Source organism: Gordonia sp. NPDC127522 (assembly GCF_042672305.1).
Lineage (GTDB): Bacteria > Actinomycetota > Actinomycetes > Mycobacteriales > Mycobacteriaceae > Gordonia > Gordonia hongkongensis.
Map to the genome: position 1 here is coordinate 157,553 of NZ_JBHXVK010000002.1, position 12,687 is coordinate 170,239.

Sequence of the window (12,687 nt, forward strand, 5' to 3'; positions counted from 1 at the left end):
CTCAGGGAGTTGGTCACGCCGAGCTCGCACGTCGGTATCTGTAGCCCGGTGACCGTTGTGGACCTCAAAACAACACTCGTACGACGTCGTGCTCCCCCTGGTCTGAAAGAACGACGTGCCTTCCGCTCTCTAAGGAGCGCCTGGAGCTTGCGGAGGGCGCGTGTGCTTCTGTTCCCTGAGGAGCGCCTGGAGCTTGCGCGTGTGCTTCTGTTCCCTGAGGAGCGCCTGGAGCTTGCGCGTGTGCTTCTGTTCCCTGAGGAGCGCCTGGAGCTTGCGGAGGGCGCGTCACGAAGGGTCTTCGCAACCCGAGTCACCAGGACCCTTCGTGACGCTCGCAAGCTCGCTCCTCAGGGAGCTGGTCGTGACGCTCGCAAGCTCGCTCCTCTGGGGGCTGGTGGTGGTGCTTGCGAGCTCGCTCCTCTGGGGGCTGGTGGTGGTGCTTGCGAGCTCGCTCCTCTGGGGGCTGGTGGTGGTGCTTGCGAGCTCGCTCCTCTGGGGGCTGGTGGTGGTGCTTGCAAGCTCGCTCCTCAGTATCTGCGGCCTGGCGGCCGTCGTGGGCTACGAGGGAACCTCCGCTCCCTGAGGAGGCCGGAGCTTGCGGAGGCCGTCACGAAGGGTCCTGGCGAGATGCGTCGCGAACCCGTCGAGCCTGGTCGACCTCGACCGTGCTGCTTCGTCGCGTGCTGGGCCTGGCGGCTTGTGCTTCTGACACCCCAGCTATCTAGAGGATCTCCCGGACTCGGGAGCGGGAGGGGCCGTAAGCGACGCAGATGTCGATCGCGGGTTCGACAGGTCGTCGCGCTCTGCCCTACCGGGGTGTCGCAGAATAACACTGATGTGTTTCACGTGAAACACCGCGCCCGGACCCCGATGTGCACCGACCTGGCAGAGGGTTGGGTTTCACGTGAAACACTGTCTAGGAATCCCACTCGAACGGAGGCGAAGTGCCGTCTGACGCACAACCCGAGCACGAGCACGATCTTGATGCGTTGGCGGTTCCGCCAGACATCGCGACTGATGTCTTCGGTGACCGGGTGGCGCTGGCGGTGGACTACTGGCGCATCCTCGCCACCGACGGGATCGACCACGGACTCATGGGTCCGAGAGAGGTCCCGCGACTGTGGGATCGTCACATCCTCAACTGCGGCGTACTCGGTGAGCTCATCTCGCGCGGGTCGCGCCTGATCGACATCGGCAGCGGTGCCGGCCTCCCCGGCATTCCCCTCGCCATTGCACGTCCGGATCTCTCGATCACGCTCATCGAACCGCTACTCCGACGCAGTACTTTCCTGGAGCGTGCCACTGCCGCGCTCTCGCTGGACAACGTGGTTGTGGTTCGTGGGCGAGCGGAAGAGAAGGCGGTGCGCGCCGCGGTCGAGCCCGCCGATGTGGTGACGTCGCGGGCGGTCGCGCCGCTCGAACGATTGGCGAAGTGGTCCGCTCCCCTGGTCCGTCCCGGAGGTCAGATGATCGCGATCAAGGGATCGTCAGCCGCCGAAGAGATCGAACGGGATCGGGCGGTGGTCGGACGCTCTGGGATCACAGAACTGACGGTTCACACGTGTGGCGGTCGAGTTCTCGAGACGCCGACGACCGTGATCGTGGGGACGAAGACCGAACGGTCGCGCGGTGGCCGTTCCGGACGGCGCTGAGGAGGCGATCGGATTGGTGTGGAGTCCGCGAAGGGCGCAGAATAGGAAGCGTTCTGTCGGCACCCCCGAAGGTGCTGCAATGGACGCTTCCGCGACCGTGGGGTCGGCAGCTACAGCCGCCGGCGGTACGGACGCGAGTCCGTACGAGGTCGGTCAAAGGAGTGCACGCGTGGTCGATCAAGACCCGAATGTTTCACGTGAAACCCCGGCAGGGGGTCACCCCGGAGTTGACGGCCAGCCTTTCGCCGACACCCCTATCGCAATGGCCGCCGAGCGCGCGAGCCAGGTCCTGACTCCCGGGGGTGCGGGGCAACTACCCAAACCGCCGCATACACGGATCATGACCGTCGCCAATCAAAAGGGCGGCGTCGGGAAGACCACGACGACCGTCAACCTCGCGGCGGGACTCGCCCTGCGCGGTCTTCGCGTCCTGGTTGTCGATCTCGACCCCCAGGGCAACGCCAGTACTGCGCTCGGCATCGACCATCGCGCGCAGGACATCGCATCGGTGTACGAGCTGTTGCTCGGTGAAGTCACCCTCGAGGAAGCGATCCAGGAATCGCCCAGCCAGCGCGGCCTGTTCTGCGTGCCCGCGACTCTCGATCTGGCCGGCGCCGAGATCGAACTCGTGTCGCTGGTGGCCCGCGAGAATCGGTTGCGTAATGCGCTCGCCGACGACGTGCTTGCCAAGTACCAGATCGACTACGTGTTCATCGACTGTCCCCCATCACTGGGTCTGCTCACCGTCAACGCGATGGTGGCCGCCCGTGAGGTTCTCATCCCGATCCAGTGCGAGTATTACGCACTCGAGGGTGTCGGACAGTTGCTGCGCAACATCGAACTCGTACAGGCGCACCTCAACCGTGAGCTCCACGTCTCCACGATCGTGCTGACGATGTACGACGGCAGAACAAAACTAGCCGACCAGGTGGCCGAAGAAGTGCGGCGTCACTTCGGCGACAAGGTGCTGAGCACGATCATCCCGCGGAGCGTCAAGGTCTCCGAGGCCCCCGGATACGGGATGACGATCATCGAGTACGACCCCGGCTCTCGCGGCGCAATGAGTTACCTCGATGCTGCACGCGAACTGGCGTTGCGGGCTGCCGAGGGGGCGCCGGCGTGATGCGGTATCGCCTCGGTTCACGTGACACGCCGGCCCACGACCATCATCGCGAAAGGGAGCACCAATGAGTCAACGAGACGCCGCTCAGCGCCGGGGTGGACTCGGACGAGGGCTCGCGGCGTTGATTCCGACCGGGCCTGCCGACGACCAATCGGGCGCCCCTCGCCTCGGCAACGCCGCAGCGGATGTCGTCATCGGCAAGGGTCCGACGACGGCTGATGATGGCGTCAAAACCTCGTCGACCGCCGCTACGCAGGCGACCGGGACGCAACCTCTCAGCCCGGAAGAGGCGGGCGCGGTGTACCGCGAGCTGCCCCCGAAGGAGATCCAGCCGAATCCAAGTCAGCCCAGAACCGTCTTCGATGACGAGGCGATGGCGGAGCTCGTGCATTCGATTCGAGAGTTCGGACTGATGCAGCCCATCGTGGTGCGCCGACTCAAGCAGCCCACCGCGGATGGGATCGCCTATCAGATCGTCATGGGTGAGCGCCGGTGGCGGGCCAGCCAGGAGGCAGGGCTAGAGGCCATCCCGGCGATCGTGCGGGAGACGCCTGACGGTGACATGCTGCGCGATGCGTTGTTGGAGAACATCCACCGTGCGCAGCTCAACCCACTCGAAGAAGCTGCGGCCTATCAGCAGCTGCTCGAGGAGTTCGGTGTGACGCACGAGGAGCTCGCCTCTCGCCTCGGCCGTTCCCGCCCGCTGATCAGCAACATGATCCGGTTGCTCAAACTCCCGATTCCGGTGCAACGCCGGGTCGCGGCGGGGGTGCTGTCGGCCGGCCATGCCCGCGCTCTCCTGTCCCTCGAGACCGGAAGCGACGCTCAGGAAGCTCTCGCGGCGCGGATCGTCGCCGAAGGATTGTCGGTGCGGGCGACCGAAGAAGCTGTCACGCTCGCCAATCGTGGCGACGGTCCGGAAGCGAAATCTCCGTCGGCACCGAAACGCCGTCCGATGCAGATGCCAGGTCTCCAGGATCTCGCGGAGAGACTGTCCGACAGTCTGGACACCAGGGTTACAGTCAGTCTAGGGAAAAGAAAAGGCAAGATCGTGGTGGAGTTCGGCTCGGTCGACGACCTGGAACGCATTGTCCAGTTCATCGATCCGAAGAAGTGAATTTCGGCGCGGGATTTCCGGTACCACTTAGACGCGGAAGTAATGTCACAGTGACGATTGAGGTAGCCAGCGGGCGCTCGTGCAGCGAAAGCTGTTGTTGCGCTGCTACATTCGGCATCCGTGGAACTCTCGACCGGGGCGCACCGACATGAGTGTGTCCGTCACTCGGTTGGAACTGGGATCCTTCGCCTCGCTCCCCCACCACACCCGCAAATGCGTCTTCTGGGAAGTCGAGCCCGTGGCGCAGACGAGCCGCGGCACGGGACCGGGCCCCGGCGATCTCGAACCCTACGAAAGCGAGTTCGACAAGGAGGCGTGGATCTCGGGTCTTCTCCTCGATTGGGGTGCGTGCGGGCAGGTCGCGATCGAGTCGAGCACGAACACTGTCATCGGTACAGCCTTCTACGCGCCGCCCAATCGTGTTCCGCGGTCGCAGCACTTCCCTACGTCGCCGGTCAGCCACGACGCCGTGCTGCTCACCAGCATCCGTACCGAGCCCGGACACGACGAAGTCGCCACCATCCTGCTGGACGCGGTGCTGGGCGACCTGATCCGGCGAGGCGTCCGGGCGGTCGAATCGTTCGGTCTGGTACGGAACGGGTCCGGCGCGGATCCCTTCGTGCTCGCCGGGAGCGCGGGCGGGGTGGCCGACGATCTCGAGCTCTGGTCGGATGAGGCGATCGTCGAAGTCGCGCGTGAGATCCTCGACGACCCACAGGCCGACCTCTGCACGAACTGTATGAATGACGCGTCGTTTCTGAAAGATTCCGGGTTCGACGTCGTGTCGTCGCACCAGAGGTTCCCGCGTTTCCGACTGGAGCTCGACGAAGGACTCGGCTGGAAGGTCGAGGTGGAGAGTGCGCTGCAGAAACTGGTGGTGATGGCCGAGATGGATCTGGCCGGTCGGCAACGGACGGCGGTCCCGGTGGGAAAAGGGCCGCAGCGGGTCAGCGGGAGCTGTTCTCCGCGGCCAGCAGATCCGCGAAAGTATAAGTGCCCGTAGGACGATCGTCCTGATCGAGCAGGTACAGTCGCTTCACCGCCACCACGATGGCGTCGGCGATGACGTTGCGCCAATCCGAATCAGCAAGCACTGCAGCGTCGTTCGGATTCGTGATGTAACCGACGTCGATGAGGGCCACGGGCATCCTGGTGAGCCGGAGGACATCCCAGGTGCGCTCGTGGGTCCGGCAGTCCGACAACGGCGTGCGTGCCGCGATCTCCCGCTGGATGAAGCCGGCGAGGTTGCGCCCGATCGTCGAGTACGAGTCGTTGTTGCCGAAGTAGAACGATGCGACACCGTTGGCGCGCGCGTTCCGGTAATGGCCGCAGCGGAGCGAGATCATCAAGTCGGCGTCCATCAGATTCGCGACGCGAGCGCGCTCGTCGTCCCCGGGACGTCCCCGACCGTCATGCGACAGGAACGTCTGCATCCCTGCGGCCGCCATCCGGCCTTCGAGACGAGCACCCAGGTCCCACAGCAGTTCCGACTCGCGATCGGCGACCTCACCCGTCGACAGGGCGTGGAGCCCACCGGAGCCGGGGTCGATGAGGATCCGCTTCCCGGACAACTGCGGTCCGGAACGACGGACGTGCTCTTCCTCGCGGATCGCGTACGGCGAACCGCCGGTCACCCTCGTACCGAGGCGCTCCAGCGAACGCAGGGTGGCCGGACCGCAGATCCCGTCGGAAGCGAGACCGTATTCACTCTGGTAAAGGCAGACTGCGTTATGAGTGGTCAGGCCGAAGACGCCGTCGACCAGCGACGTGAAGTAACCGAGGTTCTGCAGCCGGCTCTGCAGGGTCGCGACATCGTCGCCGACCATGGGCGCCGACAGCTGATACGAGAGTACTCGAGCGCCGAGTCGGTAGGACGCCTCGCGCAGGACGCGGTAGGTCGCCGGACCGACGATGCCGTCGACGATCAGGCCGCGCTCCTGCTGAAACGCACGGACGGCCCGGTCACACGCCTCGTCGAAGACGGCTTCGGGGGGATTCCACCCGTTCGCCGAACCACCGTGTGTGGCGTCGGAGGATCCATCGTCGGGCAACAGACCACGGCCGACGAGGATGGCGCGGATCTCGGCCACCGCCGAGCCGTGATCACCAAGTCGGAACAATGGCATCTGGTCACCCCTCGTACGAATCGCGGCAGGTGCGGCTCTGCGCGATGTCCGATGTAGCCATGCGGTACACCGGTGAAACGTCAGCCTGCATTCTCGCAGCTGGACTTCACTACACCAAACTGCACGGAGCCGAATCGGTGTGATCCGGCGTGCAGGGGTCTCCGGTCGAGACCACGGCCGACACTACCAACGCAAACAGTCCGCGGGTGGAACGGCAACGTCGTTCACCCGTCGGACTGTCGCGTCGATGTGCGGAGAATCGCAGGTCGTCAGGCCGACTGGCCGACGACCGAGTCGAGCTCACGAAGCAGAGCGGCCTTGCCCTTGGCGCCCACGATCGTCTTCACCGGCTGACCCTTGTCGAACAGGATCATGGTCGGGATGGACATGATCTGGAAGTCGCGCGCGGTCGACGGGCTCTCGTCGACATCGAGCTTGGCGACCGTCAGCTTGTCGCCGTGGTCGCGAGCGATCTCCTCGAGAACCGGAGCGACCATCCGGCAGGGACCGCACCAGGTGGCCCAGAAGTCCACCAGAACCGGCTTGTCGGCGCCGAGAACGGCGTCCTTGAACGTGGTGTCGGTGACGGCAACGGTGTGTGCACCCATGATCTGATCTCCTTGGTCGGACCGGGCCGTGTGGCCCAGGTGGTAAGTGGTTGACGGTTCAGGCGGGTGCCTGAACAGCGTCGATCTCGGAAACGGAGGCCGCCTCGGCGTCGTCCACGGTGAGGTCGGCTGCCTCACCCTGCTCGGCCAGCCAGCGCTCGGCGTCGATGGCCGCCGAACATCCACTGCCCGCGGCGGTGATGGCCTGTCGGTAGGTGTGGTCCACGAGGTCCCCGGCGGCGAACACGCCGGGAAGAGAAGTGAGGGTCGTACGTCCCTGAACCAGCACGTAACCCTCGGGATCCAGATCGACCTGCCCGCGGACCAGCTCGCTGCGCGGATCGTGGCCGATCGCGACGAACATGCCGGTCACATCAAGGGTGCTGACCTCGCCGGTGCGCGTGTCCTCGACCTTCAGGCCCGACACCGAACCGTCGCCGACCACGGACTGCACCGCGGCATTGGTGACGAAACGGATCTTGTCGTTGGCACGTGCCCGCTCGAGCATGATCTTCGACGCCCGGAACTCGTCACGACGGTGGACCAGCGTGACACTTCGCGCGAACTTGGTCAGGAACGTGGCCTCTTCCATCGCGGAGTCGCCGCCGCCGATGACGGCGATGTCCTGGTCCTTGAAGAAGAAACCGTCACAGGTGGCACAGGCGGACACACCGCGGCCGAGGAGCTGCTGCTCCCCCTCGATGCCGAGATAGCGCGCCGCCGCGCCCATGGCGAGGATGACGGCGCGAGCCCGGTAGATCTCCCCGCCGACCTCGACCTCCTTGATCCGGTCGGTCAGCCGGACGGTGTCCACGTCCTCCATGCGCAGGTCGGCGCCGAAGCGGATGGCCTGCTCTCGCATCTCGTCCATCAACGCCGGACCCTGGATACCGGTCTGGAAACCGGGGAAGTTCTCCACCTCGGTGGTCGTCATCAGGGCGCCACCGAACTGGGTGCCCTCGAAGACGATGGGAGATAGCTCGGCGCGCGCGGCGTAGATCGCTGCGGTGTACCCGGCAGGACCAGATCCGATGATGATCAACTCGTGGATCTGCTGGGTCTCTGGCTGGCTCACTTGTCCTCCGTGCTGTGGGTTTAGCGAGACCCGCCCAGTCCAGGCGGGTCACGGCTGCTTCAACACCAGGGTAGGCGGAGATGTTCCCGCTGACGCGACGCGTGCCCCGGCCGGTCGGCGCAGCCCTGGGTTTCGCGACGTGCCGGTCACCCGCCGACGATGCCCCGTGAGATCAGCGCCGGGTTTCCCAGGTCACAGTCGAGGCCGACGATCAGCGCGTCGAAACGTCCTGCCACGCCCGTCGACAAGAGAATCGCGGCGGCCCCGGTGCCGTCGACGAGGATGCGACCGGAACCCACGATCACCACCTCGACCGGTACCAGGTGCGCGGCGGTGCAGCGGCGGAGCGCCTCCACGGAACCGAACGGTGCTCCGTCGGTACGGCCGAGGACCGAGAGTGCGACCGCGACGCCCGCGGGACCCGCCGGGGTCGGGACCGACGACGACTGGGCGCGCGGTGTCTGCCCGGGACCGGTCGCGTCGGGCGTCGAGACCAGCCGCAGTACCCCGACCGTTCCGACCGCGACGATGATGACCGCGGCGGCAGCCAGTAACAGACGGCCGGCAATTCGACGGTCGTCGCGCGATCGGGAACGGTCGGGTCGACGCCTGCGGCGGCCGGCCGAGATGTCGACCGGTGCGGGATCCGGGCCGAGCGCGGCGAGGGTGGTCGCGACGTCTGCACGGACCTGGTCGGGAACGGGCGCGGGTGCCGGACCGGCGGAGCGCAGATCGTCGGAGGTGTGATCCAACGCGGCCAGGATCGATTGCCCGGCAACGTCATCGACGATGCGGGAACGGATGTGTGCGGCTGTCCGGTCGGGCAGTGCACCGGCGTGCAGGTCGGCGAGGATCTCCGCCGAATACGGCGGGTCCGGTAGATCGCCGGTCTCGTGGTCGTCTGGTCCCCGAGGGGTCATGGTGTCAGTCTTCCATTCCGGGGGATGGCGGGCGTTCGTGGAGTTCGGCTGGTTCACGAGCGGAGTCGGGTCAGAAGGAGGCGGACTCCCGGTCGCGATCCGTCGGATACTTGGACGCGGCCCGCCCCGATTCGGTTCCCCCGGACCGCGATCTGTCGGGAACGGGATGGACCAATCGGGGTGATGACGAGTCAGCCGCTCCGCAGATGTCCGAGGACCTGGGCGAGTTTGAGGCGGCCGCGAGCGCATCGACTCTTGATCGTGCCCTCGGCGACACCGAGGATCTCGGCCGCTTCGGCGACCGTGTAACCCTCGATGTCGACGGCGACGATGGCCGCTCGTTGCCCTTCGGGGAGGACGTGCAGCGCCCGCCCGATCGACACCGACAGGTCGACAGCGGCGATGTCGTCGGTGGTGTCGGCGATGGAGACCACGTCCCATTCCGGCAGCGGCACGGTTCTGCGGACCTTGTTCCGTCGGATGCGATCGAGGCCGGCGTTCACGACGATCCGGTGCAGCCAACTCGTCACCTTGGCATCGGACCGGAAGTCGTGTGCGGTCCGATGCGCGGCGAAGAGGGCGTCCTGCAACGCGTCTGCGGCATCCTCGGGATTCTGGCTGGTCCGCAGCGCCACCGACCACAGGTAATCGAGATGGCGGCTGATGAGATCGGAGAAGGCGTGTGGGTCACCGGCGAGGTGAGCATGCAGAAGCTGCTCGTCGCTACGCGTGTCGATCGCGTCGTTCCCCCCGGGCATGGGCTGAGAGTAGTGGAGCCGACACCGCGTCATCCGTTGGAGCGACGGCTGTGCACAGCTGTCGCCGGGTGACGGATCTGTCCTCAGGCCGGCCGGTCAGGACTCCAGGCGGGCGCGCACCGCAGCCAGCCGCGTCCGCAACTCACTCTCGTCGATGACCCCGCGGTCGAGCAGTGTGTGTGCCAGGGCGACCAGTTGGTTCTCGGGGTAGGGCAGGTCGGCGTAGATGGTCGCCGACAGCCGGTCCTCCTCGTCGCGTCGTTCGACGACGCCGGGGGTACCCGCGCTCACCGCGGTGGAGTCGGCGACCCGGTCGAGCGCATCGCAGAGACCGTCGAGGCTTGTCTTCCACGGTGGAACAGGGTTCTCCACACCGTATTTCGCGGCCATCCGGTGCCACACCTGGTTCCGGTCGACGATCTCCCCGAGTGGCCCGTGGGATGATCCGGTGCGTCCGTCCTCGGTCATCGGCTACTCCCCCGCCGGGTGGACGGCCGGGCGGATGGTCGAGACGACGTTGGTGGTGACACCCGGTCTGGGGAGCGCGACGCCGATGAGGCAGTCGCGGGTGATGATCTCCGACAGCTGCTGCTCGGTCCATCCTTCGGTGCCTGCCGGGCGCTGCGGCATCACCATGAAGCGGTGCTTCTGATTGGAGTCCTGCACGCGTACGGACACGCCCTCCGGGAGCTGGAGTCCGAACTCGGACAGCACCTGTCGCGGCCACCGCACCATCCGGCGGCGGTAGTTCGGCGTTCGGTACCACTCGGGCGAGTTCCCCAGGATCGGGCGCGGATAGCACGAGCACAGCGCACAAACGATCACGTGATGGATTGTGGGGGTGTCGGCGAGGATCTCGAAAGCCGTGAAATCGCTGGGGGTTCCGAAACCGGTCGGTTCGAGCCAGTCGACGCCGACCACCTTGCTGGCGGCCATCGGGTCGTCGAGTGCCAACCGCTCGAACTCGGGGTCGAGCCAGGCCCGGGCGACGAGCGTCGCAGCGGGCGTCGGGCCGATCTGTTCGGCGAACTCGGTGAAGCGGCGGTGCTCCTCGGCGGTGAAGAGTCCCTTCTCGATGCACAGCTCACGCAGCGCGATCTCGAGAACCTCGAAGTCGGTGATCTCGTCGACCATCGGCTTGACCGTCTGGTCGTGGTCGTGGTCGTGGGAGTCGTGATCGTCGCTCATCGGCGATCGTCCTCTCCGCCGGCGGATTCGAGCCAGCGTTCGGGGATCTCGGTCTGCAGGGTGTCGTCGGCGGGCCCGGTGTAGCCGTGCCAGAGGTCGCCCATGGTGAACCGGACCACGTAGAACCACTCCGGTTGGGCGTCGGAGAGACCCCAGGTCTCGTCCTCGGGCGCTGGGCTCTCGTAGGCGACGGCCGCGACCTCGCCGACCGCGCCCCGGACGTATTCCGGTGTCCGCGTGTACAACAGGACGGGCAGCTCGCGGACCCGGACCCGGTCCCCGATGCCGAATGCGGCGTCGCCCGCCCGCCCGGCGTAGATCTGCGGGTCGCCGATTCCGATCGCGTGCCGGTGGTGTGTGTTCCGCGGGACGTCGGATCCGTCACCGACGCCGCGCGGGCGGGCCTCGAGCCGCCGGCCGTCCAGTCCGCCCGCGTATCGCTCCCGAACCTCGAGCATGCGTTCACTGAGCTCGCCGAGCGCGATGTGGTGCTTCTCGACGAGAATTCTGGCGACAGCCAGCAACCAGCGTCCGTAGTACGGGATTCCGAGGTAGACCGCGCGACCGACGTCGACGTTGCCGATCCGACGCCGCTCTTCGGACAACCAGATCCCGCGCCAGGCGAGCACCTCACACATGACATAGGTCATGTGCTCCCATTCCTCGTACGCCTTGCCCTCGTAGGTGATCGGTGCGTCGGGCTCGCCCCCGACGTCGTGCACCGGCTTCATGTAGGCGACGAAGCGATCGTGGTCGAGAAGATCGGGCGTCGGGGCATCCGGCAGCTCGGGATACGAGGACTCAAGTCGCGCAACGAGTTCGAGTCGTCTCGCACGTTGTTCGGCAGTGGTCACCGGACACCTCCCGGACCCTTGTCCGACGGTTGCAGCGCAGTTGCAGGAGAACTTACACTCCGGCCGCGGGGTTCAGGAGCGTTTTCGGCACGCCCTTGCTCCCCGATCCGAACGAACGACAGACCGCTGGCCCGCTCTGCTCCGTGAGGAGCGCCCGGAGCTTGCGGAGCGGGCGACCAACTCCTGCTCCGTGAGGAGCGCCTAGAGCTTGCGGAGCGGGCGACCAACCCCTGCTCCCTGAGGAGCGCCCGGAGCTTGCGGAGGGCGCGTCACGAAGGGTCCTGGTGAGATGCGTCGGCAACCCTTCCTGGCTCGTCGCTTGCGCTCCTCGCACCTCAGGGAGCAGAGGGAGGGCATCGCTGTCACCCCAACACAGCAGCGGTTCTGTAGTTCTTTCGGATTCAGGGAGCGATGGGGGTCACTTCTTGCGGATCAGGGAGCAGCCTCGAAGGGTCAGGTCAGAAGCCGGCCGTAGGCGGCGACGAAGAGCTCCACACAGACGTCGAGGATCTCGTCGAGCGCGTAGCGTTCCGCGTCGGCCTCCCCCGCACCGGCGACGTACCAGTCGACGAGAAGCTGGGTGACTGCCCCGACCAGGCCCACCGACGCCAGCCGTTCGCGGTCCGACGTCGGTCGCGAGCCGCGAGCGAGCGCCAGGATGAGCGCGGCCCAGTCGTGGATCGCGCGCATCCGGACCCGCTCGATGTCCGGGGACACCCCCACCACTTCGACGAGCATCACGCGCGCGCGTCGGGGATCGTCGGCGAGGCAGGACATGAACGCGCCGAGAGCCGCTCGTGTGACCTCTGGAACGCGCTCGGCGGCAACGCCTTCCACCGAGTCCGATGATCCGGGGGCGGCGTCGACGATCGCCGCCGCGGCATCGACGGTCGCCGCCCTGACGAAGTCGACACAGTCGTCGTACACGGCGACGAGCAGTGCCGCGCGGTCGGTGAAGGACTCGTAGAAGTACCGCTGCGTCAGCCCGGCGAGGTCGCAGATCCCCTTCACCGACACGTTCGCGTACCCGTCGGTTCCGAAGGCATCGAGCCCGGCCGCGATCAGGGCGGCTCGGCGTCGTTCGCGCCTCTGCGTCGGATCGGCCCCGCCATAGCGTCGCCCGGGCGGGGTCGCCGTCGACGGGGTCGGTTCCGGTACGGCTGTCACGCGAACTCCCTCCCGGGGTCTTTACAGCGGATCTTCTGACACGTTACCTTGTCAGACGTAAGTGACATGGCGTCGTGTCAGATATCGCTGTGAGGGGAC

General features: G+C 66.5%; 14 protein-coding genes. 5 read left to right on the forward strand and 9 right to left on the reverse strand.

The features are described 5' to 3' along the window. The first annotated feature begins 325 nt into the window (after positions 1 to 325). From ACFVHY_RS05040 to ACFVHY_RS05060, 5 genes are all read left to right on the forward strand, one after another. Positions 326 to 583 carry a hypothetical protein gene (locus ACFVHY_RS05040; protein WP_390269164.1) on the forward strand — a complete coding sequence of 86 codons (258 nt, stop codon included), beginning with the start codon at positions 326 to 328 and terminating at the stop codon, positions 581 to 583. Between the two features lie 361 nt (positions 584 to 944). Next, positions 945 to 1,652, forward strand: coding sequence for a 16S rRNA (guanine(527)-N(7))-methyltransferase RsmG (gene rsmG / locus ACFVHY_RS05045; RefSeq protein WP_390269167.1), 708 nt, complete (start codon positions 945 to 947; stop codon positions 1,650 to 1,652). Between the two features lie 169 nt (positions 1,653 to 1,821). Then, positions 1,822 to 2,775, forward strand: coding sequence for a ParA family protein (locus tag ACFVHY_RS05050; protein WP_058252988.1), 954 nt, complete (start codon positions 1,822 to 1,824; stop codon positions 2,773 to 2,775). Positions 2,776 to 2,839: 64 nt separating this feature from the next. Further along, complete coding sequence (locus ACFVHY_RS05055; RefSeq protein WP_058252987.1) at positions 2,840 to 3,892, forward strand: ParB/RepB/Spo0J family partition protein; 1,053 nt, start codon at positions 2,840 to 2,842, stop codon at positions 3,890 to 3,892. A 148-nt stretch (positions 3,893 to 4,040) separates the two neighbouring features. Next, positions 4,041 to 4,895, forward strand: coding sequence for a hypothetical protein (locus ACFVHY_RS05060; RefSeq protein ID WP_390269171.1), 855 nt, complete (start codon positions 4,041 to 4,043; stop codon positions 4,893 to 4,895). Here ACFVHY_RS05060 and ACFVHY_RS05065 read toward each other — a convergent pair. The 9 genes from ACFVHY_RS05065 to ACFVHY_RS05105 all read right to left on the reverse strand — a co-directional run bounded on the left by ACFVHY_RS05065 (position 4,840) and on the right by ACFVHY_RS05105 (position 12,588). Beyond that, positions 4,840 to 6,018 carry an N-acetylmuramoyl-L-alanine amidase gene (locus ACFVHY_RS05065; RefSeq protein WP_390269174.1) on the reverse strand — a complete coding sequence of 393 codons (1,179 nt, stop codon included), beginning with the start codon at positions 6,016 to 6,018 and terminating at the stop codon, positions 4,840 to 4,842. The genes ACFVHY_RS05060 and ACFVHY_RS05065 overlap by 56 nt on opposite strands. Before the next feature lie 269 nt (positions 6,019 to 6,287). Continuing rightward, positions 6,288 to 6,626, reverse strand: coding sequence for a thioredoxin (gene trxA, locus ACFVHY_RS05070; protein WP_058252984.1), 339 nt, complete (start codon positions 6,624 to 6,626; stop codon positions 6,288 to 6,290). 58 nt (positions 6,627 to 6,684) lie between these two features. Beyond that, positions 6,685 to 7,701 (reverse strand): thioredoxin-disulfide reductase, encoded by a 1,017-nt coding sequence (gene trxB / locus ACFVHY_RS05075; protein ID WP_390269178.1) that lies wholly within the window; start codon positions 7,699 to 7,701, stop codon positions 6,685 to 6,687. A gap of 146 nt (positions 7,702 to 7,847) precedes the next feature. After that, complete coding sequence (locus tag ACFVHY_RS05080) at positions 7,848 to 8,621, reverse strand: hypothetical protein (RefSeq protein ID WP_390269181.1); 774 nt, start codon at positions 8,619 to 8,621, stop codon at positions 7,848 to 7,850. A gap of 191 nt (positions 8,622 to 8,812) precedes the next feature. Next, positions 8,813 to 9,379, reverse strand: coding sequence for an RNA polymerase sigma factor SigM (gene sigM, locus ACFVHY_RS05085; protein ID WP_058252981.1), 567 nt, complete (start codon positions 9,377 to 9,379; stop codon positions 8,813 to 8,815). Between the two features lie 96 nt (positions 9,380 to 9,475). Next, positions 9,476 to 9,847, reverse strand: a complete 372-nt coding sequence (locus ACFVHY_RS05090) for a thiocyanate hydrolase (protein WP_390269185.1) — start codon at positions 9,845 to 9,847, stop codon at positions 9,476 to 9,478. Positions 9,848 to 9,850: 3 nt separating this feature from the next. Further along, positions 9,851 to 10,567: a thiocyanate hydrolase subunit gamma gene (scnC, locus tag ACFVHY_RS05095; RefSeq protein WP_390269188.1), complete on the reverse strand. Its 717-nt coding sequence runs from the start codon at positions 10,565 to 10,567 to the stop codon at positions 9,851 to 9,853. Continuing rightward, on the reverse strand, positions 10,564 to 11,421 hold the full coding sequence (locus ACFVHY_RS05100) for an SH3-like domain-containing protein (protein WP_390269191.1): 858 nt from the start codon (positions 11,419 to 11,421) through the stop codon (positions 10,564 to 10,566). The genes scnC and ACFVHY_RS05100 overlap by 4 nt, the downstream gene beginning before the upstream one ends. Before the next feature lie 453 nt (positions 11,422 to 11,874). Further along, entirely contained in the window at positions 11,875 to 12,588 is a 714-nt protein-coding gene (locus ACFVHY_RS05105) for a TetR/AcrR family transcriptional regulator (RefSeq protein ID WP_390269194.1), read from the reverse strand. Positions 12,589 to 12,687: the final 99 nt, after the last annotated feature.

Excerpts from the sequence above, each read along its gene's own strand:
- ACFVHY_RS05080 (WP_390269181.1), bottom strand. The coding sequence starts at position 8,621 with ATGACCCCTCGGGGACCAGACGACCACGAGACCGGCGATCTACCGGAC.
- ACFVHY_RS05065 (WP_390269174.1), bottom strand. The coding sequence starts at position 6,018 with ATGCCATTGTTCCGACTTGGTGATCACGGCTCGGCGGTGGCCGAGATC.
- scnC (WP_390269188.1), bottom strand. The coding sequence starts at position 10,567 with ATGAGCGACGATCACGACTCCCACGACCACGACCACGACCAGACGGTC.
- ACFVHY_RS05055 (WP_058252987.1), top strand. The coding sequence starts at position 2,840 with ATGAGTCAACGAGACGCCGCTCAGCGCCGGGGTGGACTCGGACGAGGG.
- ACFVHY_RS05060 (WP_390269171.1), top strand. The coding sequence starts at position 4,041 with ATGAGTGTGTCCGTCACTCGGTTGGAACTGGGATCCTTCGCCTCGCTC.
- trxA (WP_058252984.1), bottom strand. The coding sequence starts at position 6,626 with ATGGGTGCACACACCGTTGCCGTCACCGACACCACGTTCAAGGACGCC.
- ACFVHY_RS05090 (WP_390269185.1), bottom strand. The coding sequence starts at position 9,847 with ATGACCGAGGACGGACGCACCGGATCATCCCACGGGCCACTCGGGGAG.
- sigM (WP_058252981.1), bottom strand. The coding sequence starts at position 9,379 with ATGCCCGGGGGGAACGACGCGATCGACACGCGTAGCGACGAGCAGCTT.